Here is a 21,858-nt window from a genome sequence, read left to right as displayed (position 1 = left end):
CCGGGTTCGCTCAGCGCCGGCCGCCCTCGGCCCGGCTCGCGAGGAACAGGCCTCGGCCCGACTGGATCCCCTCGACGAAGGTCACGCGCAGACCGGCGCGCGTGAAGGCCTCCTCGTACTCGGCCCGTGTGAAGAGGGTCAGGGCGTGCGTCTCCGCGAAGTGCTGTATGCCGCTGTCCGGTTCGGCCACCACGTAGTGCACGACCATGTGCGAGGTGTGCCCCTCGCGCTCCGTGTACGAGACACGGGTCATCGTGCGCCGCCCCACGGTCACCGTGTCCCCGCTCACATGGCGTTCGAGAGATGTCTCCAGGAACCACCACGGGTCGACCGCCACGACACCGCCCGGCGCCAGATGCTCCGCGAACGACCGCAGCGTGGAGGTGAGTTCGGCGGTGTCCTTCAGATAGGCGATCGAGCCGAACATGCAGGTGATCGCGTCGTAGGAGCGCCCCAGGGAGAGGTCACGCATGTCGCCGCGGTGCAGAACGGCGGCGGGCGCCGCGGTGCGGGCCATCGTCAGCATGGCGTCGGACAGCTCCAGCCCTTCGACCTTGTCGAAGAGTTCGGCGAAGTGACGCAGATGCGCGCCGGTGCCGCAGGCGACGTCGAGCAACGAGGTCGCCTGCGGATTGCGGGCCCGGACGAGCCCCGCGACGGTGGCGGCCTCCGCCCGGTAGTCCTTGCCGCGCGACTCGTGGAGCAGCTCGTAGATCTCGGCCATCCCGGGTCCGTACATTGCGGAGTCCCCTCCCTCAGCTGGAACTGCTGAAACTGTCGGCGTGGTCCGCCGCCCAGCTCGCGAACGTGCGTGCCTCCCGGCCCGTGACCTTCCGCACCACATCGGTCACCGGCCCGGGGGTGACGGCCGACTCGGCGAGGTAGTCGAGCAGCATCTCGACGACCGGCGGCGGCATGGAGCCGCTCATCGCCTCGCGCCCGGCCTCACGGCTCAGCTCCTCGAAGCGGATCTCCCGGCCGATCGCCTCCCCCAACGCACGGACCTGCTCGATCTGCGTCAGCGCCTGGGGCCCTGTCACCAGGTACTGCGCACCCGCGTGCCCGTCCTCCAGCAGCGCGGCCGCCACCACCGCGGCGATGTCTGCTTCGTGGACGATCGCGCGGGCGGCCCCGGCGTACGGGGCGCGCACCACGTTCTGCGTACGGATGGATTCCCCCCACTTCCACAGGACGTTGCCGGCGAACTCGTCGGGGCGTACGAAGGTCCAGTCCGCCCCGCTGTCCTCGACGGCCCGCTCGACCGTGCGGTGGTGCTGGTGGCTGGGATTGCTCTCGTCCTCGAGCACCGAGCTGGACGACAGGACGACGATGTGCCGGACCCCCGCCTTGCGGGCCAGCGCCGCGACCTCGTGGGCGGTCTCGGGCACCGGGAAGAGGTACATCCGGTCGATGCCCTCCAGCGCGGCGGCCAGGGTCTTCGGCTGCTCCAGGTCGCCCTGGACGACCTCGACGCCGGCCGGCAGAGCGGCGGTCCCGGGTGTCCGGGTGAGCGCCCGCACATGATGCCCAGAGGCCACCAGGCCTTCAGCGACATGGCGGCCGACCTTGCCCGTGGCACCGGTCAACAAAATGTTCAAGGCCCCTCCTCGGCAAGCGAAGCGGTACCCCCCGGAAGTCCTCCGGAGGGCGATTGCAGGACGCCAAGGCTGGCGTGCCGGGCTAGAGGACCCGGTGAGCCCCGATGGATCCGCACCCGCCCGCGCCGCTCCAGCAGGACTGGAGCGACACACCAGGGGTTCTCGTGCGGGTCGGGGGGAGGCTGGCGTGACATCGTCCGCGAGACTGTGAGGAATCGCCATGTCATTGGCCGAGCGCAAGGCGTTGTGTCTGGAGATGGTCGCCGCCTGGAACCGGTGGGACCTGAGCGGGATCATCAAGCACTGGTCGCCGGACATCGTGCACTACTCCGAGGACACGGAGGTGAGTTCCGCCGACATGATCAAACTCATGGAGGCCGGGCTGAAGGCGTTCCCCGATCTCCAGCTCGAAGTCAAGAGCATCATGGCCGAGGAGGACCGGGTCATCCTGCGCATCACCGTGACCGCCACCCACCAGAACGAGTTCATGGGCGTGAAACCGACCGGACAGCGCGTCAGCTGGCACCTGGTGGAGGAGCTGCGCTTCGCCGACGCCAAGGTCGTGGAGCACTGGGACGTCATCAACATGCGCCCCCTGCTGGTCCAGTTGGGCAAGCTGCCGGACGTTCCGAAGGTCGAGCTGGAAGCAAGCGCCTGACCTGCCCGGTCGTTCAGCCGCCGGTGTGCCGCTCCACCGGCGGGAGCCCGGGGGTGCGGGCGTGCCCCGCACCCCCGGGTCGGGGTGTCCCCTCGCGTCGGATCGACCCCGTCCGGGAGCCCTTCGCCGCGCCCCGGGCCGCTCACTATGCTGACGCGCAGGCGAGCGGCAGGCAGGCGGAACGCCGCACCAGACGGAACGCCGCACCAGACGGAACGGGGTGACGATGTCGGCGACGAGGTTATTGGTCCTCGGGGTGGTACGCGGCTTCGGGAGGACGCATGGCTATCGGGTCCGCGCCGAGCTGCTGTCCTGGGGGATCGACGACTGGGCCAACGTCAAACCCGGTTCGATCTACCACGCCCTGCGGCAGCTGGCGAAGGCCGGCCTCCTGGAAGCCAGCGAGATCGCGGACTGGCCGGGGCGGGTGGACTACAGCCTGACCCCCGAGGGGGACAAGGAGTTCTTCCGGCTGCTCGTCGACGCCCTGGAACGGCCCGAGCACCGTGCCGACATGCTCAGCGCCGGCCTCGCACTGCTGCCCGCGCTCACCCGTGACCGTGCCGTCTCCGTGCTCTCCACGCGGCTGGCGGTCCTGGAGACCCAGCGCGCGGTGCTGCGCGAGTCGTCCGCGGTCGACGCCGAGGCGCTGCCACCGCATCTTCGCGAGCTGTGGACGATGCGGGCACGGTATGCCGACCTCAGCGTGGAATGGACTCGTGACCTGCTGGAACGGGTGACATCCGGGGAGTACGAGATGGCGGGCGAGCACGAGAGCACCTTCGGGATGCCGGGAGCCTGGCGGTCCCTCATCGAGCCGTTGGTGCACTGACGGGCCTTCGCACACTTCACTAATCAAACTTGCATAGTGGGCCGTCCGTGCCCTAGCTTGGATGGGTAATCAAATTTGATTACTGAACCGGGGTGCCGTTCTTTTCCGCCCTCCCGTCCGGGGGCTCTCCCGGTGCGTCCGCCATGGCGCACAGCCCCTCGTGGCGCATCAGGACCAAGGAGTCACAGATTGAGTTCGCAATCCACGCTTGCCATCGAGACGTCGGGCCTCGTCAAAGTCTTCGGTGAGACCCGTGCCGTCAACGGCGTCGACCTGGCCATCCCCCAGGGCGTCGTGTACGGCGTGCTGGGACCCAACGGCGCGGGCAAGACGACGACGATCCGGATGCTGTCCACCCTGCTGACCCCCGACGGAGGAACCGCCCGGGTACTCGGGCACGACGTGGTCAAGGAGGCCGAGGCGGTGCGCAGCCGGGTGAGTCTCACCGGCCAGTTCGCCTCGATCGACGAGGACCTCACCGCCACCGAGAACCTGACCCTGCTCGCCAGGCTGCTGGGCTTCTCCCGCGCACAGGCGGCGGACCGGGCCGAGGAACTGCTCGCGGCCTTCGACCTCACGGATGCCGCCGGACGGCAGTCCAAGACCTTCTCCGGAGGCATGCGCCGCCGGCTCGACATCGCCGCCAGCCTCGTCCTCACCCCCGACCTGCTCTTCCTGGACGAGCCGACCACCGGACTCGACCCGCGCAGCCGCAACCAGGTGTGGGACAGCGTGCGAGCCATGGTGGCCCTGGGCACCACGATCCTGCTCACCACGCAGTATCTGGACGAGGCCGACCAACTGGCCGACCGGATCGCCGTCATCGACCACGGCCGGGTCATCGCCGAGGGCACCACCGGCGAGCTGAAGTCGTCGGTCGGCACCGGAGCCCTGCACGTACGGCTCGTCAACGCCGAACAGCGCCCCGACGCCACCCAGTTGCTCACCCGGGCCCTCGCCTCGCCGGTCTTCCAGGAGTCCGACCCGTTCTCACTGTCCGTACGGACCGACGACCACGAGAGGGTGGCCCGAGCCCTGGCCGAGCTGGCCCGCTCCGAGATCGCCGTCTCGGACTTCGCCTTCGGCCGGCCCAGCCTCGACGAGGTCTTCCTCGCCCTGACCGGCCGCCCCGCGGAAGCCGACAACACCGACCAGGAGGACGCGGCATGACCGTCACATCCGAGACGACGGCCACCCCCGGCGTGCCCACCGACGCCCTGCGCAAGGCCCTCAGCAGTCAGATCCGCCCCTCCCGCCCCAACCCGCTGACCGCCGTACGGGTCTCGGCCTGGCGGACGATGCGGAAGATGAAGCACTACGGCGTGGCCGTGCTGTTCGACGTCACGCTGATGCCCGTCATCTTCCTGCTGACCTTCACCTATCTCTTCGGCGGCGCGTTCGCCGGATCGACCAAGGAATACCTCCAGTACTTCCTGCCGGGCGTCCTCGTGCAGACGGTCGTGATGCCGACTGTCTACACAGGCACCGCGCTCAACATGGACATCACCCGGGGCATCTACGACCGCTTCCGGACCCTGCCGTTCTGGCAGCCGGCCACCATCGTGGGCAGCCTTCTCGGCGACATCGTCCGCTACGTGCTGGCGATGACCACCACGATGGGTGTCGGCCTGGCGCTGGGCTTCCGCCCCGACGGCGGAGTGGGCGGCGTGCTGGCCGCGATGCTCCTGCTGCTGGTATTCGCGGTGAGCGTCAGCTGGATCTTCGCCGCCCTGGGCGTGGTCGCCAAGGCGCCCGAGACGGTGTCCGGCTCCAGCATGCTGGTGATGTTCCCCCTGGTCTTCACGAGCAACATCTTCGTGGAGCCCGAGACGATGCCCGGCTGGATGGAGGCGATCGTCAAGGTCAACCCCGTCAGCAACGCGGCCACCGCCGTACGCGGACTGGTCCACGGCGATGCGAGCGGCGCCGACATCGGCTGGGTCCTGCTGGCCTGCGGAATCATCACGGTGATCTTCGCCCCGCTGACCATGCACCTCTACCGCGCCAAGAGCCGCACCTGACGGCGCCCCCGAACGAGCCACGGCAGCCGGGGTCGGTCGTCTCCCCCGTCGGCTAACCCCGAGCTGCCGTGGCTCTCCCACCCCGAATACGGAAGCGGCGTCTCCGAGGCGAAAAACCTCTCGGAGACGCCGCTTCCGCGTAGGGCCGACGCATACGCCGGCAGTACGTGGACGGACGTCCCACCACCGTGACTTGAACCGGACGCGACTCGGTAGCCGGTGCCCCGGCTCGACCAGGTCGCCACCGCTCACACGACGAGCGACAAGACCGGACCACCGGCCAACTCGCTGCTACCGCGGCGAGACCCCCGCCCGAATGACGGTCAGCAGGACGCCACGCCGAGGGGCGAGATGTAAACCGCGGACAGCACTCCGTCGCCGTCCACCTTGACCGGGACCGGCGCTGTTGCATCGATCAGCTCCAGGTCGTACGGCAGGGCTTGCAGCGGAATGTCTTTGCCGAGGTAGACCACCGAAACCGAGCCCTGGCAGTCGCCGCCCCCCGGCGGCGCGGTGTCGGGGACTCTGCCATCCTGCGGGCCGGCCTTGTGGGCCGTGACGTCGATCAGCGTGTACTGGTACTCGTAGCGGGCTGGGCTGACGGCGGTCGCCTCCCTCTTCTTCTTGACGTCGACCCAATAACGGGCGAGCTTTACCGTCACTGCCTCGCACGGTCTCTGGATCGCCTCCGGGATGAAGTTCAGGCCGGAGGAGTCCAGGGTCAAGCCCCTGGTCTGGTATTCGCCGCTGGCGCTGCGTAGATTCTTCAGATAGTCAGTCAGCTGCTTGACGCTCATGCCACTGGTCTTCACGCACTCCGCGGGCGCGGCCGTCGTCGGGCTCTGCGTCGGAGTCGCCGGGCCGGGAGCGGCAGTGTAGTGAGCGAGCTCAGACGGGGAAGCCTGGGCGGCCGGCTTATCCTCCGAACACCCCGAGACTGCCAGCAGCGCTGCTACGGCGGCGGCCGGTATGAAGAACTTACGTGCATTTCCCATGAGTTACCCTGCCTGCTCGGAGACCGCTTCCCTTACCGGGCGAACCGTCAGTATGCGCTGAATGCACAGGACCACCGCGAGTCGGTCATCTCCGTCCGACACCTCTGTTGCCCGTGGCTGACCCCTGCATGTGGTACGGCAGTGGCACGAACCTCGGCCGACGACAGTCGGCTACGACGGCGAGAGCGCCGGCCGAATCAGGGACCAGGCCCATTACTGCCAGACCGATGAGCGGCAACCCGGGCGGGAAAGACGGCTTGTCGCATGCCTGTGACATGGGGCCGACGGTTCCGGAACGCGTGACCCAATAACGTTGTTCTCGCTGGTCAGAGAGGCCGGCGCGGCAGAAGCCGAATCGCCAGGAGCCGTCATGCGCACCGCACTCCGTACCGCCCTCGCCATCGTCGCCCTCGTGGGTACGGCCACCGCTTCTGTCGTGACGGCCACGGCCACGGCCGCCGGCGCCGCCACTACGGCCGCGTCCTCCACGAGCAGCGCCTGCGTTGCCACCAAGACCATCCCCTCCGTCTTCGGCGGCTGGAAGGTCAAGCTGGTCAACAGCGCCGACAATGGCGCGTCCGCCAAGCTCCTCGACGAGAAGGGTCACCTCGTCTCGACCGTCGACCAGAGCAGGACCGTCGACTCGGCCAATGGTCTGCGGATCACCGGAGTGCTCAGCGCCAGGCCCGTCTTCGGGCAGCGCAGCGAGGGCGGGTCCACCCCCTGGAAGTCCACCGCCTTCCCGGTGCTGTCCGCCGACTGCACGCAGAGCGGCAGACTCGCGCGCACCCTGCGTCTCGACTCCCGTACGGCCGCACAGATTTTCAAGATCTCCGCTAGCCACTACCAGGCCCGCGTCTACCAGAGCGGCAAGCTGGTGCGGTTCATCGACGCGCACGGTCGCGCCGGCGCCGCCCTGTTCGGCAGCCGCACGCTCGTGCTGAACCCCGACGGCACGACCGCCACCTGGACCGGGGCCAAGACCGCCGCGAACCCGCGTCTCGGCCGCTACAAGCTTGCCAACGGCGCCACGGTGAAGCTCGTCAAGCGCGCGGGTGTCTACGGGGCGCAGCTGACCACCAGCCACGGCACGTTCTCCGTCGAATACGCCAAGGGCCGGCCGTCCGTCCAGCAGGACGACGTCACCCTGGTCGTCCTGGGCGCCGACGGCACCCTCAGCGGCTACGTCTACGGCAAGACCCAGAAGCCCCCGGTCTACCTGGGCGCCTGAGGCACCAACGGCCCCCGCCTTGTCTTTCTGGGCAGGTCAGGGGCCGTTTCCGTCCGTCGGCGTTCGCGGTTGTTCGCGGTTGTTCGCCGTTGTTCGTCCGGCCGCGGGACACGACCCACCACGCTGAGTGGGTGAGGGCGGTGTGTCGCGGCCGCTGGGCCCCACCGGCGGCTTCGATGGGCCCTGGGCGTGCCGATCGCGATCGTTTCGGGTTTCAGTTCACAGTGAAGTAATAGTCGTAAGGCGCCAGTTGCATGCCGGAGCGGGTGGTCGCGTAGACCGTGAGGTCGTACGAGTCGGCCGAGGCCGGGGCCCAGTCGATGCTCGCGGTGTGGTTGGCGTCCGCGGGGACCGTGACCTCCGGGTCACCGTTGTTGAAGGTGTACGTGTAGCTCACGACATCCTTCACTTTCGGCGTGAACGTGAACGTGCCAGGAACGCCGACGCCGCCGCCCGAACCGGTCTCCGGACAGGCGTCCGAAGCGACGGTGGGAGTGGTGTCGTAGCTGATACCCCACCAAGCCGCGTCGCTGACCCAGCCGTTCGCGCTCTTACTGGTCACCTGGAGGTTCCCGCCGTAGGCGCCGTCCACGGTGAGATCCACGGTCGCTGTGCCGTCCGCCCGTTCTGCCCGTCGGCGAGCGCAGAGGTCTGTGAACGCAGCCGGGCTCAGGCAGGGGGCTTGGCCGCCAGCCGGCAGGCACCGTTCGCGGCGCCGCCCGGCACGCCGGCGTCGGTCAGGCCCATCACGCAGCCTTGTAGGTCATTGTGCACACCTTGGGTACACGCCGTTCTGACGGCATCCGAGACTTCGACGCCCGCCCCCTGGACCAGGTTCGTGCAAGCCGGGATGTCCGCATGGGCGGCGGGGGCGGCGAAGACCACGCCGAGGGCGAGGGCTAGGCCGGTGAGGAGACCGGCTGCGCGGGACGATGTGCACATGGGACCCACCTACTCTCCGGGGTTGGTCGGAACTCGCAGATTCAAAGGACCGAGCAGCGGACGTGGCGGTGTGCGATCGACATCCCGCCCCGGCGACCCTTGGCTCGGCCGTATCTCCCCTCCCACGTACTGAAAGTCCCCGGACCAAAATCGCTCGCCCATCTGGACGGCTCGCCTTCCTGCCGAGCTGACGGCAAGGCGCAGTACGTGCTCCGGGAAACGGTCAAGACCGTTTCAGCGCGCCGACGTTGCCGTCAGAGACAGCTGTCACCGCAGCCTGCAGAGGGTTCGTGTGCGCGGCAGGAGACCAGGTCCGAGTTGTGTCGTCTCACCGGAGGTTGAGTAGTACGCGCACGTCACGATCTGTGTAGAGAGCCCTGGCGGATCTGCCAGACCACCAAAGGTCATTTGTGCGTGGCGATTCTGCATGATGCCAGGGCTGCCATCCCGCCCGTCTGGCCCGGCGTGCTCAGGTAATGCTTTCCGAGTGCCCGTCGGGGAAGCTGCACGTGGGGCCGCGGTAGGGGAGTTGGTTGACCGTTCCGCCCTGGGCTGTGCACTGTTCCGCCGAGATGGCCGGATACGTCGCTGCCTGAGCGGTGGCGGCGCCGACGGCGCTCACGCCGGCCAGGGTTGCTGTGGCGAGCGCGAGCGCCAGCAGTCGTCGTATACGCATGCTCTTCTCCTCTCGCGTGCCCTGGTTCGGTGCTTCGGGATGACCGGGCTTATGCCAGGCACGGCCTACTACTCAGGATGGGTGACGCTGAGCAGACACGCGAGTCGTGGTGTGCGGGCGCCGCAGACCCCTCCGCCGCTAAACGGCGCGAAGAGAAAAGACGACAATCCCCGTGGCCTTCCCGACCGAACTCCTGCCGGATGTAAAGGCGTACCTCGACCGCTTCGCCCGGCTGATCCGGGGTAGTGGGGGAGCGGCCTCCGGCCCGTCCGAGAGGGACCCTGCGGGCCCATAGCGGCACGTCTGTGGCACGCCCCTGAAACGCCGAAGGGTGCGGCCTACGGCTGCGCAAACCTTGGCAGCTCGCTGCGCTCGCGCGCGACGGCGTTCGGGAGCTCCCGCCCGCGTGCTTCCGGGCCGACTCGGACCGAGCGTGCCCGACGGCTCGGCACAGTCCCTGCGACTCTCCCGGCTGCCCTCGCGCGGGAGCGCCCCGCGGTGCGTGGCCGCGGGGCGCCTTGTGCGGTTTAGTCGATCTTCTCCCCGTCGTGCGTACCGCCCTTGCAGAGGTTGTCCGTCAGATCGGCCGTTCCGCCGCCCTGCCTGCACTCAGAAGGGGTGACGTAGGATGGGGCACCCTGTGCGGCGGTGGCGGTGGCGACACCTATGAGGCCGGGTCCGGCGAGGGCTGCTGTGGCGATGACGGCGGCGAGGGTTCGTCGAATGCGCATTTGGTTTCCCTTTCACGGATTGCCTCGGTTGGGGCACTAATCAGCTTGATCTTCACCCATGTGGGTGGCACGCCTTGTTGGGCCATTCGGGTGACAGTGCTGTCGGGTGCGGGGTCGGTGACGCGACGGGCCTTGACCCAAGGCCGGGTAGTTAAGGGCTTGCAGAGCATTAACTCGCAGTCTTGATCTCTAGCGCGGTGATGATGCCTGCCTCGCGTGCCAGGTTGAACAGGTCGTCCAGGGTGGCGAGTTGGGGTTTGTCGGGGTGGAGGTCGTGGCCTGCGGTTGCCAGCAGTTCCCGGATGTCCCTCAGGCGCCGGTTGATTGTCTCGGGCCGGACATTGAACAGGGCGGCGATAGCGATCTGGGGTAGGCCGTGCCGGTAATGGAGGACGGCGGCCAGGAGCCGGTCGGCGAGGGTGAGGATCGGGCGGCGTCCGGTGTTGCCGTCGCCCTTGGCGCGTGGCCGGTGGCCGCGTCGTTTGTCCAGGTGCGTCTCGCGCTGGGCCTCGTGCAGGGTGGTCAGCGTGGTGATGAGGGTGTCCCACTCGTGTGGCGGCAGCCCGGTCAGGGCCGGGTGGCAGAGCCAGGAGAGGTCGGGGCTCGGCTGGTCGAAGGGGTCCGGGGCGTCATTGACCTGGGCGTATGCCTCGGGGCGGAGGGTGTAGTTCCAGTCGCCGTGCCAGTCGTGGCGGGTCAGGGGCAGGGCTTCCATCTGCCCGTCGCCGATACGGATCCCCGTCTCATAGGCGGTGGTATCGAGTTCCGCGTGGACTCTCAGGCCGGTGCGGGTGCTGGTCGCGGCGATGGACTGCACGATGATCTCGTGGCTGGTCAGGGGCCTGCCGCGCCAGTTCATGGTGATGTGGGAGAACAGCCGGTGCTCGATCCGGTTCCACTTCGAAGTGCCGGGAGGAAAGTGACAGACAGTGATGTCTAGTCCCGTCTCCAGGGCCAGGGCGGCGAGTTCGGCCTTCCAGGCGCGGGTCCGGTAGCCGTTGGAACCGCCCGCATCGGCGGTGATCAGCAGTCGTCCGGCATGCGGGTAGTCCTCCTGGCCGCGGCCCTTCCACCAGCGGCGGATGGATTCCACGGCGAAGGCGGCGGTGTCATGGTCGGTGCCGACACTGACCCAGCCGGTGTTCGCGGCCAGGTCGTAGATGCCGTAGGGCACGGCCTTCCCGAGTTCTTTGTCCGGGAAGTCATGAGTGCTGACCTGGACCGGGTCGCCTGCGGGCCGCCACTCGCGGCCGCCGTTCCTGTACGACCCCACGATTTCCTTCTTCTTCGTATCGACGCTGATCACCGGGTCCCCGGCGTCGATATGGTTCTTGGCCTGCTCGTTGATGTAGCGGAACTGGCCGTCCCGGTCGGGGTGCTGCCGGCCTTCGATGGTCTTGGCGTTCCCCTGGAGGCTGAAGCCTTCCTCGCGCAGCACGTCGGCGACGGTGTCGGCGGATATCCGGTGACCCTGGCGGGTGAGTTCGGCGGCCAGATGACGGGTGGACTTCGTCGTCCAGCGCAACGGCGACATCGGATCACCCCGCACATCCGGCTCGACCAGGGCCAGCAGCGCCGGACGAAGTCCCAGGTCCAGATCGACCGTCCGCTTGCGGCCCCCGCCCACCCGGCGCACCCGCCCCAACGGGGCCTCGCCGGATTCCAGTTCATCCGCACCCAGCGACACCGTGGCCTCCCGCACCCCGGCGGCCCCGGCAACCAGCCTGATCCCGCCATGGCCGATCGACCGGGCTTCCGCTCCTATCAGCAGACGCCGCTGCCGCTCGTCGAGATGCGGGAAGATCGCCTCGAGCTTGGCTGCCAGAGCCGCCCGTTGCCCCTCCGATGCGCCCATACCACGCCAACGAAACGACCGGCGGGAAGCTACGGGTTAATGCTCTGCAAGCCCTAACTACCCGGCCTTGGGTCAAGGCCCGAATCCAGCATGACCCATCCCGCCGACATCGGGCGAGACCGTGACAGCACCCGCCCGCTCTTGGAAACCGCGCTCGCGCTGGCGGCCGACGGCCTGCCTGTGCTGCCGCTGGGGCGCGACAAGCGGCCCTTCGCCAACTGCCCCACCTGCCAGGACGGGGCGTGCGGCGGCCGGCCGAACATGAAGACCCCCGGCCCCTGCACCTGCCCCCGGCCCTGCCACGCCTGGGCTGCCGCCACCACCGACCCCCGAACGATCGTCTCCATGTGGTGGCGGGGGGCCTGGGCCGGGGCCGGGGCAGTTGGCTACCACCCCGGCGGTGCCCACCTGACCGTGGTCGACCTCGACAACGCCGCCGCCGTCGCCTGGGCCCGTGAGCATCTGCCCGCCACCCTGACCGTGCCGAGCACCCGTGGAGAGCACTGGATCTACCGGGGCGCCATGCAGTCCGCGAACAAGGTCCGCCCGGGCACCGACATCAAATCCCGGATGTCCTACGCCCGCTGGCTCGGCAACGGCACCGGTCACATGGCCCGGATGCCGGATGCCGTCCGCGCCCTGGTCGGGAAGGAAGAGACCACCCCGCCGCGCACGGGGGCGGGGGTGGACTCTTCGTCACCGGGCCGAGCCCGCTGGGACCGGTCGGTGGCCACCGGCTGCCGCCACACCGACGCCTACGTCCGCACCGGCCTGAACCGGGGCGTGGCCAAGGTCTTCGCGTGCCGCGAGCAGGGCGCCGGAAGCCAGGCCTACGGCGTTGCCCGGTTCCTCGCCTCCCAGCACACCGCCTGCCCCGGCCCGTGCGGCCTGGACGCCCTCGCACAGCAGATCATCGACACCGCTGTATCCATGGGCGTCCCGCAGGCCTACGCCGAGCGGGCCGTCACCAACGGGTTCGCGCACGCCGGCCTGGAGAGGGCGTCGTGACCACCGGCCCGATGGCCGCCGAACCGGGGCCGGCCGCCGACTGGGGTGGGGCGGCGAAGGTCGTCGCCGAAGGCGTCCTTTCAGTCCTTCGACGCTCTGACCAGTTCGCCAGCGCTGCCGGGCCCCGCGACCTGGACGACCCGACGCCGGAGCGGCCCGGGATCCGGATCTACGCCGCACCGGTCTACCGCCACCACTACGACGGCGCCCGCTGGTCCAAGCGCTACGCAGACACCCCCACCGCCACATACGCCTGCCGCTGCGGCCAGACCGGCACCGCCACCGGACAGCGCGCCGTGGCCGCGCTGGTCGCCGAGTACGACCACCACCGTGACCTCTGCCCTCTGAAGGCCGACGACAGGAGCGCCGCCGCATGACCCTCACCACCCTCAACCCCGCGCCCGCCGTGCCCGATGCCCCCGAGCAGACGCCGGAGGGAGCGGCCGTCCTCGACGCGGTCGAGGCATTCCACCGCCGGTTCAACGTCTTCCCCAGCGAGGCCGCCTACGTCGCCGTCGCTCTGTGGGACGCCCATGCCCATCTCCTCGACACCTTCTACGCAACCCCGCGCCTGGCCTTCCTCTCTCCGGAGCCCGGCTCAGGCAAGTCCCGCGCCCTGGAGATCGTGGAGACCCTGGTCCCGGCCCCGATGGTCGCGGTCAACGCCTCCCCGGCCGCCCTCTTCCGCGCCGTCTCCGGCGGGGAAGGGCGGCCCACCATCCTCTTCGACGAGATCGACACCGTCTTCGGCCCCAAGGCCGGGGAGAACGAGGAGCTGCGCGGCTTCATCAACGCGGGCCACCGACGTTCCGGCGTCACCTATCGGTGCGTCAGCGACGGCGCAGGCAACCAGTCCGTCGTCGCCTTCCCCTCGTACTGCGCGCTCGCCGTCGCCGGACTGGGCAACCTGCCCGACACGATCCTGACCCGCTCCGTCGTCATTCGCATGCGCCGCCGTGCCCGCTCCGAGAAGGTCGAGCCGTTCCGCTCCCGCCTCCACACCACCGAGGGCCACGCCCTCCGCGACCGGCTCGCCACCTGGGCCGACCCCGTCCGCGACCGCATCACCGGAGCCTTCCCCGTCATGCCCGACGGCGTCACCGACCGGCCCGCCGACGTCTGGGAACCCCTCCTCGCCGTCGCCGACGCCGCCGGCGGCACCTGGCCCGACCGCGCCCGCGCCGCCTGCGTCGAACTCGTTACCGCCGCCGAGAGCGACGACAAGGCCAGTCTCGGGATCCGGCTCCTGACCGACCTGCGTGACCACGTCTTCGGCGACATCGCTCGCCTACCCACCGCCGTGGTCCTCGAACAGCTCCGGTCGCTGGACGAATCGCCCTGGGGCGACATGGACGGCCGCCCGCTCGACTCCCGTGGCCTGGCCCGGATGCTCCGCGAGTACATGACCGGCGCTAACGAGCCCATCGTTGCCCGGAACATCAAGAGCGGCGGGGCAGTCCTCAAGGGCTACTACGCCGACGACCTCGCCGACGCCTGGAACCGGTACTGCCCCGCCCCCGGCTTCTAGACGTCCGCTACCTCCGCTACCTCCGCTACCCCGCAGGTCACAGCACCCGCCGAGGTAGCGGCAACCCCCCGAGGTAGCGGCAAAGATCCGCTACCTCCACCTCGCCACCGGCCCACACCCACCCCGGGCCGGTGGCGGCACACATCCGCTACCGCTACCCCATCCGCTACCAAAACACCCCGCCTGACCTGCGCGGTAGCGGAGTAGCGGCAGTAGCGGAGCTCCGGGAGGGGGCAGTCCGGTCCCGTCCTGACCGTTCACCAACCAAGGAGTCTCGCCGTGGCCAAGTCCCGCGACGAAATGCTGACCATTCCCCAGGTAGTTGAGGAAATCGGAGTGCCGAGAGCGACGTTCTATCGCTGGCGTCAGTGCAAGAAGGGCCCGAAGGCGATCAAGCTCCCGAATGGCGCCGTGCGAATTCGACGCTCCGAACTGGATCGCTGGCTGGAATCGCGAGAGGAAGCAGCGTGACGAAGGGCCAGGAATCCGGGTCTGAGCAGTCCAGCGGCTCGGACCCGGACGAGTTCTCCCTTGATGTACGTCTCTGGAACGTGACCAAGGCTCAGAGTAAAACCCGCCCGTATCAGCTCCGCTGGATCGTCGGTGGAAAGGTCAGCAGCAAGACGTTTGCCACTGTTGGGCTTGCAGATACACGGCGTTCCGAGTTGTGGCTCGGCATAAAGCGCGGTGAGTCCTTCCGAATTAAGGACGGCTTGCCTGAATCTGAAGTCCGCGCCGTCGTGCAGGCTGCTGATGTCCGAGAAGAGATGCTCTGGTTCACGTTCTGTCGTGAGTACATGGCGATGCGCTGGCCCACGGCGGCGGCCAAGACGAGAGAGGGGATTGCTGACGGTCTTGCGGCCGTCACCCTGGCTCTGGTGGAGCAGGGCGGGCAGGTTCCCGAAGATGAGGATTTGCGTCTTGCGTTTCGCTGGGCCGTTGTCCCGGGAACCGCCGAGTTGGAACCACCGGACGAATTCTAGGACGCCTATGAATGGCTCGTGAAGAAATCCCTGCCCGTCTCGGCGTTGGAAGACCCGAAAGTCTTGAGGGGCGTTCATTATCGGCTCTCGTTCAAGCTTGACGGCAGCCCTGCTGCTGGCGAAACGGCGCGGCGTAGGCGGTGCGCATTGAATACCGCTGTGGAATACGCGATTGAGAGGAAACTCCTGGCTGGGAATCCGTTGTCGGCGCTCAAGCCGGTGAAGAAATCCGCGTCCGATCGCGTCGATCCTCGTGTCTTGGTGAACAAGACGCAAGCGGCTCAGTTGCTCGCCGCGGTCTCCTATGTGGGCACATGGGACCGAAAGAAGGGACGCCGGCTGGTCGCTTTCTATGGGGTCATGTATTTTGCCGCCCTCCGGCCGAGTGAAGCGGTCGGACTGAAGAAGTCGGACTGCTACCTCCCAGCGCAGGGGTGGGGAACCCTGCCCCTCCGCCACACCCACCCCGTGGCGGGCAAGAGGTGGACCAACAGCGGCGAGCGTCACGACAAACGCGGGCTCAAGTCCCGGGAGGCCAACTCCGACCGCCCCGTCCCGATCCCCCCACCCCTGGTCGCGATGCTCCGCGCCCACTTGGAGGAGTTCGGCACGGCCAAGGACGGCCGGCTGTTCACCAACGAGCGGCTCGGTCTCGTGGGGAGCAGCACGTACTGGCGGGTCTGGAAGGACGCTCGGGAATACGCGCTCCCGCCCGACCTCCAGTCGTCCATCCTGGGCGGTCGCCCCTACGACCTACGCCACACTTGCATCACGATGTGGCTGAACGCCGGGGTGCCCGTGGCCGAGGTTGCCCGTCGGGTGGGCAACTCGCCCGAGGTGATCCACCGCGTCTACGAGGGATGCATCTACGGTCAGGAAGCCGCGATGAACCTGAAGATCGAACGGGAACTTGATTGGCCAGCGGAGGGGTCGATCGGGTAGTTGACTGCGGTCTCGGTTGTGCCCTTTGGGGTCAGATTCGACCAGTATGATCCCAAAGGGCGCGGCCAGACGGACTGAGGCTCTGTCATCTAGGTGATGGCTTCGCGTGGCGGGCATGCCTCAGCACCGCAGGTCGCAAATGCTTGTGACGTGATGCCCCCAAATTCTGTGGAAGACGGCCCCGGTCGCAGTCGTCTGGTGCGGCTGTATCGGTGGGCTGCCGTTCACTTCAAGAAGCTGCTGGGCGTAATCGTTGTGGCGGCGGTCGGTGTGGTAGTCCAGCAAGTTGCTGTGAGATGCTCTGCCAAGCCGCCCCCTGTGGGTGCCACTAGCGTCCATTACGTACACCTTGTCACGGCCTCGGGTGACTTAATTCCCCCCTTCACGGAGTCCGCCCATCTTGCCGGGGGTGATTGCTGGACCAGGGCGGCTGGAACCAATGACCCTAGTGCTCTTCGCTGCAGCACTCCGGACTCGAAGATCCATGACCCCTGCTGGTTCATGCCATGGTCGGCGCCGAGTAGCGAAGATGCTGCATGCATCGACTCTCCTTGGGACCAATCCGTCATCATCTTGGCGGCCCCGAAACGGCCGGATGTGGCCGATCTCGGAGCGCCACGTTCGCGTGCGAGGATCAACCCGTGGGCGCTGGAACTGCAGCAACCCACGAAGAGGGGTCATGTGCTGCAGTGTGTATGGCAACAGGGGAATGGGGTGCAGGAAATCCACGAGATGCGTCAAAACTGGTTGTGTTACAGCAAGGGGAATGTGGGGCAGAGCGGGAGTCTCGTTGGATATGCGTGGGGGGATGTTGACACTTCACGCCGCCTTAACACCGTGGCTTTTACTGAGGCCAGAAGCAGTGAGGTTCGCCAGGCGGAAGTGACTGACGTGTGGCCCTGAGGCCCTGATGGCTAGGGTCGGGCCCTGGCGAGTGCGCCCCATCACGAGCCCAGCGGTGTCCTGGGGCGTGTGGCGGGTGGACCATGATCTTCGGGGAGAGGGGTCAAGGTCTGCCCGCTGCTTCACCGTCGCCGCCGGCCAGGGGCGGGCTCACGTGCATACCTGTCCGGCCTGCGGTCTCTATCGCAGGTCTATCGCGACCCGTGCGTAACAACGACAAAGACCTGGACTCAGTGGGACTGGGTCCAGGTCTTCATGCTTGGCACTTCAGCAGGTCAGCAACCTTGCGGTGCTGGTCCAGCTGGAGTGCCCCCGGCAGGATTCGAACCTGCGCACACGGCTCCGGAGGGCTTTGCAGCACCCAGCATCGGCGCTGGTCAGCGTCTCGCAAGCAGTCGCGTGGTGCATACCAGTCCACGAGTAGTCCACGATCCTCCGGGTATATGAGGTCGTCCGAGGGTTACTGAGTGCGGGGACGGGGACGCACCGTTGCGGTGATCTCACTCTGCTGAAGGTGAGGTCGGACGCGCGGCGGTTGGGCGAGGTTCAACCTGGGCAGGCCTGGTACCTAGTGACGGGCCGGCTGAAGGCATGACTCCAGATGCGTGCAGCGCCTGTGCAAGCTTCTCGAAGTTTGTTGTCAGGCCTTTGTCGTGAAGTTCCCCGCCATGACTTTCGTCGAGTGCAGTCACCAACATGCTGCGAAGGGCGGGAAGGTTCCTTTCCCAGCTCGCAACGTGCTTGCACAGTGCATCATCCAGGAAGCGGACAGGCGCGCTACTTTTCCACCGATCGAGGCGAGAACGAATCATGGACCGGCGGCCATGAAAGATTCGCTCAAAGCACCACAGTACTGTGAAGTATGCGGAGAGCACGTCAGGGGAATACGGCCTTCGGCCCAGGCGAAAATTGGTAAGTACGTCCCGCGCTATAGCGACTTCGCCGCTGGTGAGGTCGAGGTGCAGAGTTCGAGCGAGCTCGTAGTCCACCTGCCTCGTTTGTCCTCTATAGACTGCCCAAGCCCCACCTACGGACGCCACTGCGCCGATTCCTGAAGCAATCTCCCAAGGATCCGCCACAAGATCTTCCTTCTATTCTGAGCATGCCGGGCGCGAAGATTCCTAGGCGCCTTTCGCTAAGAGTTGCTGGCCGAACTCTTGGGCGTGATGTCGATGCGAGCTACTTCGATGATCGAATCGGTTCGATCGCTAACCAAGCTTGCTTCGTGATCGAGCTTATTCCATCTCTCCTTCATGGCCTGAGAGGTGGAGTCACGAACTGCGAGGAATATCGCATGTTCAACGTTTTGGCTCGCCATGTAGATAGGAGTTTGGGAGTGTAACCCGTTCCAGAATTCTCCGTGTGTTAGCTTCTTCATCTCCAGGAGAATTCGCAAATTACCTGCAGAAGTGAATGTAAAATCAACGGGCCCTCTACCTGTCTCGACCTCGCGGTCTAGGATGACCCCGGCTCGTTCGCAGTAGTGGTCGAGCACTCCTAGAAAGAGAAGCTGCATGTTCGTTTCGGGAACAGTCTTCATTTCTCTGACGTCGCGCCAGAATACCCGCCAGCCACCCTTGTCCTCGACCCAGTGTCTGAAGTGCGCAACCGCAGACTGTGCGAATTCGAGAAGGGCTTCCGGTGAGTCGATATTAGGAGGCGTTGGTGGCGCTTCGTCGTCCATGGCTGTTTGTGCGAGGCGCTGCCATTGAACGTGCAACATTGGATCCTTGTCCACGTCGTACGGAGAGGATCCTCGCTCGACGGTGTACCGAATCCACTCGCGCAGAATCTCCGGCTTCTGGCGTGCGAGCGCTACGATATCCTCCTTCTTCATGCTTCCGGAGATGCTGAGGTTTAGATCGTCCCTCAGTGAAGAGTCCAGGAAATCTCCCCAACTGTTCGAGGATAGTGTGGGTAGTTCTCTGAGGAATCGCTTCGGGACAAGCAGAATTGGCTCGTCCGTCTCTGGATCCACAGGAACCAAGTGATCGTCGTCCATCCATCGCGACCGCAGGTCGTCGTAGCGGCTGTGTTTGACCTCCCTGACTTGCATGGGAATGTCGAAAGAACTGCAAACGTCTTGGGTGTACGCGATCAGTTTGGGCTTCAGTAGATTGCATGTGATGTCAGAAATTCGGTCTCTATTGATGCCCGAGACAAGAATTCCGAGTTCTTCGAAGTGTTCAATGTCCTCGATCCCGCGGTTGATTGCTTGAGACATCGCTTCTACCACCTTGGAAGCAAGTCCCGGGCCAGAACCCGACCCCGCCGCATTCTTGCTTGCGAAACCCAACCTGAACTCTCGAGGTTCTGGAAACTCCATCAGAGTCAGAGCGCGCCTATAGAACTGGTGCTTTCGATTCAGCTTACTACGCGCCAGCAAGTCAAAGGCGGACTGGAAGTAGCGCATGATTTCAGCGTAGGCTTCCTGCCAATCTTGTTGCTTGTCAGCGAAGATCAGGAAAGGATCTACGAAGAGAAGCGTGTCGTTTTCCAGAATTGGATCAAACCAGTCGTACTCGGCTTTGTACTCGACCTCGAAGAGCTCACTGAAGTACATGGTCCCCCCCCATGATAGCGACTGGGACTAGTCACCGATCATGATGACCGTGCCCATGCTCCCTGACTAGTGCGCGTCAGATATCTAGCCAGCATGTGCCTCATCTAAGGGAGTCGGCAGTAGATCGTTGGTGTCTCCGGGTGCCCAACACTCTCCCCAGCTTCCGTTCAGTCTCCGTCAACCCACACGACCGTGAACCGTGGTGGTGGGGGCGGCCACGCACCTCCGGAGGTGACTTGGGAGGCGGGGGTACTCGAACAAGATTTCCTGCAACGGGACCGCAGTTGCCCGCTCCTCAAGGGTGCGCCCCTGGTGTCCGGTGAAGGCATCGAGCAGCGCCGCGTTGCGCGTGGTCCTGCCGGACGCAACCGTGGTGGTGGGCTTGTGGTCACCGAAGTAGCGGACATGCCCGTTGTCCATGTCGAACACGTCATGCGCGTCTGCTCGGTGCCGGCCTTCCACGGACTCGACCGGATGAGAATCACAGGCCGGCGTTCACTACTCGCTGTCCGGACCTTCGCCATGCCTCACCTGCCCGGCAACAGTTCTAGAAGCCTGCCTACCCGGGGCCAGCCGCCCACGATAATCGCGGCCAACAAGGAGCAACCGGCGATGAGCCACGGGCGAAGATCGTCGTTCACACCGAGCGGGCGGAGTGCCGAGGCAGCGCCGACGGCTGCCGTCATCGCGGCGGTAACGATGGCTGCCACGTGAACAGACTCGCGGATGGCTGTACGGGTGAGGGAGATGGGAGTGGCCCGTGCCAGGAACTCCTCTGGCAACATCGCTCCGATGCGGCCTGCGGCGCATCGCTCGCCGATCACGGCCAGCATGGTCCCCAGGCGAGGCAGCGCGGCGTTCGGGTCGGCGTCAATTTTCAGAGACTCTGCTCGAAGTGCCCCCACAACCAAGGCCGCGTGGGCCCGTGCTGCTGCCAACCTCGGTGATTGGCGCGGAATGGTACCGAGGTGCCGATGAGCGTGAAGGATGGCGTCTTCAGCCCTACGGAGGGCGGAGTCGAAGTTTCGAAGGTGTGAGGCGCGTTCTCCGGGCGGCTGCCGGTATGCCTCCGCGCAGAGGTGGAGGGCGTCCACAGCCCTCAGAGTTGCGCGATTGCGGTATACGGCACCTCGGGCCCAGCGGAACGTACCCAACCACCATATAGGTAGTGACAGAACCACAGAGTAAGTGATCACGAAGATGAGGCCGTCCCATCCTCGGATGGGATGATTCCCCATTTCAGGGCGAAGTGACCACAAAAAATACTGTGTTGCCCTGGCTGCGGCCTCAGCCCCAACGGCTGTTGCCAGGTCGCGAAGGATGACTGCCAAAATCTTGATGATCCTCAAGCCGATCCACATGCCGAAGTAGGCGGCGGCGATCGATCCGTAAGGCACTGTCTCCAAAGTTGTCCGCGTCTCCCGTAACACCCTCCGGGTCTGGGCGACGGCCGTGCCCTCTACTCGAAGAGTTTGAAGCGACGTTGCAAACTTGCACAGGCGGCCCCTGACGACCCGCTGGTTGACCCGGCGGCGCCACGCCGCAAGTCCTGACCATGCGTGAGAGATGTGGGCACCTATCTGCTCTGTAGCCGTGTGCACCAAGCTCAAGACGTCCCCCCGGGTATCGATGGATCGATGTTGCCGGAGTCGGCGAGGGGCCGCTCCTCCTCTCACGAAAGATCTTGGGCAGGCTGATTCTTCGGCAAGGGAGTCCAACGCGGGAACGAGTCCGGGTAGCCTCCGAGGGACTCCGACTGGTCCAGGGGCTGCACGGAGCCGACATGAACGGAAAGCGAGCGAGATGATCTGGCATCGGGCTAGAAACCCCCGATGCTGGACGGCTACGCCTCAAGGGAAACCTGTTCGACCGGGGCCGCTGACCTGGAGACTGCCCGGACGTTACCTGCACGGCCCGGCCGGTTGGCTGAAGACAGACGCTTTCGGTGCGAGCCGTCTGAGCCTCAGCCGACGACAGTCAGCCACGACGGCGGCGCGCTGACCGACCACGCACGCGTGTGCCTCGCTGTACCCCCACCGGTCTCAGCCACGCTGCCATGCCGTCGACCAGAACAAGCCGCACCGGCCGGGCCGTGACGACTGCCTAAGCCCTGAGCTGAGAAGCTGAGGGTATCTAGGGCTTACTCCGGCCCTGACCTGCGGCGGGAGGGGGTAAATGCTCGCCCCCTGGCCCACACCGCCGAGCAGCGGCCGTTTTCTGCTTTCACGGACCTGAAGGCCCGCTTGCGTGTTCCGTGTGGCGAGGCCGACCCCGGACCAGGCCCCCGGGCCTCGTGAGTCATGAGAGACGCTTGAGGTAGGGGGAGTGGCATCTGCCATGCAACCTGCACGGCAGATGGAGGTTAGCTTCTGACACTGGTAGTCACAGACAG

The 21,858-nt window shown here is 66.4% G+C and carries 21 protein-coding genes; 11 read left to right on the top strand and 10 right to left on the bottom strand.

Features of this window, described 5'->3' with window-relative positions; genetic code table 11:
• Positions 1-10 precede the first annotated feature (10 nt).
• On the bottom strand, positions 11-739 hold the full coding sequence (locus B5557_RS14250) for a class I SAM-dependent DNA methyltransferase (protein WP_079659593.1): 729 nt from the start codon (positions 737-739) through the stop codon (positions 11-13).
• Positions 740-755: 16 nt separating this feature from the next.
• Complete coding sequence (locus tag B5557_RS14245; protein ID WP_173877677.1) at positions 756-1,598, bottom strand: NAD(P)H-binding protein; 843 nt, start codon at positions 1,596-1,598, stop codon at positions 756-758.
• Positions 1,599-1,818: 220 nt separating this feature from the next.
• On the opposite strand from B5557_RS14245, the gene B5557_RS14240 reads away from it, so the two are divergent.
• The 4 genes from B5557_RS14240 to B5557_RS14225 all read left to right on the top strand — a co-directional run bounded on the left by B5557_RS14240 (position 1,819) and on the right by B5557_RS14225 (position 5,109).
• Positions 1,819-2,256, top strand: a complete 438-nt coding sequence (locus B5557_RS14240) for an ester cyclase (protein WP_079659590.1) — start codon at positions 1,819-1,821, stop codon at positions 2,254-2,256.
• 226 nt (positions 2,257-2,482) lie between these two features.
• Complete coding sequence (locus B5557_RS14235) at positions 2,483-3,088, top strand: PadR family transcriptional regulator (RefSeq protein WP_079659589.1); 606 nt, start codon at positions 2,483-2,485, stop codon at positions 3,086-3,088.
• Between the two features lie 189 nt (positions 3,089-3,277).
• The gene (locus tag B5557_RS14230) at positions 3,278-4,258 is read left to right on the top strand and encodes an ATP-binding cassette domain-containing protein (protein ID WP_079659587.1); all 981 of its coding nucleotides are present in this window, start codon (positions 3,278-3,280) and stop codon (positions 4,256-4,258) included.
• A complete protein-coding gene (locus tag B5557_RS14225; RefSeq protein WP_079659585.1) occupies positions 4,255-5,109 on the top strand; it encodes an ABC transporter permease in 855 nt (284 codons plus the stop codon). The genes B5557_RS14230 and B5557_RS14225 overlap by 4 nt, the downstream gene beginning before the upstream one ends.
• Positions 5,110-5,432: 323 nt before the next feature.
• On the opposite strand, the gene B5557_RS14220 is transcribed toward B5557_RS14225, so the two are convergent.
• The gene (locus tag B5557_RS14220) at positions 5,433-5,906 is read right to left on the bottom strand and encodes a hypothetical protein (protein ID WP_079659584.1); all 474 of its coding nucleotides are present in this window, start codon (positions 5,904-5,906) and stop codon (positions 5,433-5,435) included.
• Between the two features lie 568 nt (positions 5,907-6,474).
• Here B5557_RS14220 and B5557_RS14215 point away from each other — a divergent pair.
• Positions 6,475-7,335, top strand: a complete 861-nt coding sequence (locus B5557_RS14215) for a hypothetical protein (protein ID WP_079659582.1) — start codon at positions 6,475-6,477, stop codon at positions 7,333-7,335.
• Between the two features lie 214 nt (positions 7,336-7,549).
• On the opposite strand, the gene B5557_RS14210 is transcribed toward B5557_RS14215, so the two are convergent.
• From B5557_RS14210 to B5557_RS14190, 5 genes are all read right to left on the bottom strand, one after another.
• A complete protein-coding gene (locus B5557_RS14210; RefSeq protein ID WP_231976349.1) occupies positions 7,550-7,939 on the bottom strand; it encodes a hypothetical protein in 390 nt (129 codons plus the stop codon).
• 65 nt (positions 7,940-8,004) lie between these two features.
• Positions 8,005-8,277, bottom strand: a complete 273-nt coding sequence (locus tag B5557_RS14205; protein WP_079659581.1) for a hypothetical protein — start codon at positions 8,275-8,277, stop codon at positions 8,005-8,007.
• 469 nt (positions 8,278-8,746) lie between these two features.
• Positions 8,747-8,953 (bottom strand): hypothetical protein, encoded by a 207-nt coding sequence (locus B5557_RS14200; RefSeq protein WP_079659579.1) that lies wholly within the window; start codon positions 8,951-8,953, stop codon positions 8,747-8,749.
• Positions 8,954-9,480: 527 nt separating this feature from the next.
• Positions 9,481-9,684 (bottom strand): hypothetical protein, encoded by a 204-nt coding sequence (locus tag B5557_RS14195; RefSeq protein ID WP_079659578.1) that lies wholly within the window; start codon positions 9,682-9,684, stop codon positions 9,481-9,483.
• Between the two features lie 169 nt (positions 9,685-9,853).
• Complete coding sequence (locus tag B5557_RS14190; protein ID WP_079659576.1) at positions 9,854-11,539, bottom strand: ISAzo13 family transposase; 1,686 nt, start codon at positions 11,537-11,539, stop codon at positions 9,854-9,856.
• A 90-nt stretch (positions 11,540-11,629) separates the two neighbouring features.
• On the opposite strand from B5557_RS14190, the gene B5557_RS14185 reads away from it, so the two are divergent.
• The 6 genes from B5557_RS14185 to B5557_RS45925 all read left to right on the top strand — a co-directional run bounded on the left by B5557_RS14185 (position 11,630) and on the right by B5557_RS45925 (position 16,000).
• Entirely contained in the window at positions 11,630-12,547 is a 918-nt protein-coding gene (locus tag B5557_RS14185) for a bifunctional DNA primase/polymerase (RefSeq protein ID WP_079659574.1), read from the top strand.
• Complete coding sequence (locus B5557_RS45075; RefSeq protein WP_231976348.1) at positions 12,544-12,924, top strand: hypothetical protein; 381 nt, start codon at positions 12,544-12,546, stop codon at positions 12,922-12,924. Before B5557_RS14185 ends, B5557_RS45075 begins: the two co-directional genes overlap by 4 nt.
• The gene (locus B5557_RS14175) at positions 12,921-14,075 is read left to right on the top strand and encodes a DUF3631 domain-containing protein (RefSeq protein ID WP_173877676.1); all 1,155 of its coding nucleotides are present in this window, start codon (positions 12,921-12,923) and stop codon (positions 14,073-14,075) included. Before B5557_RS45075 ends, B5557_RS14175 begins: the two co-directional genes overlap by 4 nt.
• Positions 14,076-14,354: 279 nt before the next feature.
• Positions 14,355-14,546, top strand: coding sequence for a helix-turn-helix transcriptional regulator (locus B5557_RS14170; protein ID WP_079659573.1), 192 nt, complete (start codon positions 14,355-14,357; stop codon positions 14,544-14,546).
• Positions 14,543-15,058: a hypothetical protein gene (locus B5557_RS45930; protein ID WP_331716835.1), complete on the top strand. Its 516-nt coding sequence runs from the start codon at positions 14,543-14,545 to the stop codon at positions 15,056-15,058. The genes B5557_RS14170 and B5557_RS45930 overlap by 4 nt, the downstream gene beginning before the upstream one ends.
• Positions 15,059-15,076: 18 nt before the next feature.
• Positions 15,077-16,000, top strand: a complete 924-nt coding sequence (locus tag B5557_RS45925) for a tyrosine-type recombinase/integrase (RefSeq protein WP_331716834.1) — start codon at positions 15,077-15,079, stop codon at positions 15,998-16,000.
• A gap of 2,038 nt (positions 16,001-18,038) precedes the next feature.
• Here the strand turns inward: B5557_RS45925 and B5557_RS43675 are convergent.
• Both B5557_RS43675 and B5557_RS14155 read right to left on the bottom strand, forming a co-directional pair.
• Positions 18,039-19,466 (bottom strand): hypothetical protein, encoded by a 1,428-nt coding sequence (locus B5557_RS43675; protein ID WP_159424381.1) that lies wholly within the window; start codon positions 19,464-19,466, stop codon positions 18,039-18,041.
• Between the two features lie 527 nt (positions 19,467-19,993).
• Positions 19,994-20,299 (bottom strand): hypothetical protein, encoded by a 306-nt coding sequence (locus B5557_RS14155; protein ID WP_079659571.1) that lies wholly within the window; start codon positions 20,297-20,299, stop codon positions 19,994-19,996.
• Between the last annotated feature and the right edge of the window lie 1,559 nt (positions 20,300-21,858).

Source organism: Streptomyces sp. 3214.6, from assembly GCF_900129855.1.
Classification (GTDB): domain Bacteria; phylum Actinomycetota; class Actinomycetes; order Streptomycetales; family Streptomycetaceae; genus Streptomyces; species Streptomyces soliscabiei.
This window is presented reverse-complemented; position numbering and strand designations above follow the sequence as displayed.

What these genes read in the sequence shown, in the direction of transcription:
- B5557_RS14220 (WP_079659584.1), bottom strand. Translation starts at nt 5,906, where the DNA reads ATGAGCGTCAAGCAGCTGACTGACTATCTGAAGAATCTACGCAGCGCC.
- B5557_RS14215 (WP_079659582.1), top strand. Translation starts at nt 6,475, where the DNA reads ATGCGCACCGCACTCCGTACCGCCCTCGCCATCGTCGCCCTCGTGGGT.
- B5557_RS14195 (WP_079659578.1), bottom strand. Translation starts at nt 9,684, where the DNA reads ATGCGCATTCGACGAACCCTCGCCGCCGTCATCGCCACAGCAGCCCTC.
- B5557_RS43675 (WP_159424381.1), bottom strand. Translation starts at nt 19,466, where the DNA reads ATGTACTTCAGTGAGCTCTTCGAGGTCGAGTACAAAGCCGAGTACGAC.
- B5557_RS14225 (WP_079659585.1), top strand. Translation starts at nt 4,255, where the DNA reads ATGACCGTCACATCCGAGACGACGGCCACCCCCGGCGTGCCCACCGAC.
- B5557_RS14235 (WP_079659589.1), top strand. Translation starts at nt 2,483, where the DNA reads ATGTCGGCGACGAGGTTATTGGTCCTCGGGGTGGTACGCGGCTTCGGG.
- B5557_RS14175 (WP_173877676.1), top strand. Translation starts at nt 12,921, where the DNA reads ATGACCCTCACCACCCTCAACCCCGCGCCCGCCGTGCCCGATGCCCCC.
- B5557_RS14185 (WP_079659574.1), top strand. Translation starts at nt 11,630, where the DNA reads ATGACCCATCCCGCCGACATCGGGCGAGACCGTGACAGCACCCGCCCG.
- B5557_RS14240 (WP_079659590.1), top strand. Translation starts at nt 1,819, where the DNA reads ATGTCATTGGCCGAGCGCAAGGCGTTGTGTCTGGAGATGGTCGCCGCC.
- B5557_RS14190 (WP_079659576.1), bottom strand. Translation starts at nt 11,539, where the DNA reads ATGGGCGCATCGGAGGGGCAACGGGCGGCTCTGGCAGCCAAGCTCGAG.
- B5557_RS14155 (WP_079659571.1), bottom strand. Translation starts at nt 20,299, where the DNA reads ATGCTGGCCGTGATCGGCGAGCGATGCGCCGCAGGCCGCATCGGAGCG.
- B5557_RS14250 (WP_079659593.1), bottom strand. Translation starts at nt 739, where the DNA reads ATGTACGGACCCGGGATGGCCGAGATCTACGAGCTGCTCCACGAGTCG.
- B5557_RS14205 (WP_079659581.1), bottom strand. Translation starts at nt 8,277, where the DNA reads ATGTGCACATCGTCCCGCGCAGCCGGTCTCCTCACCGGCCTAGCCCTC.
- B5557_RS14200 (WP_079659579.1), bottom strand. Translation starts at nt 8,953, where the DNA reads ATGCGTATACGACGACTGCTGGCGCTCGCGCTCGCCACAGCAACCCTG.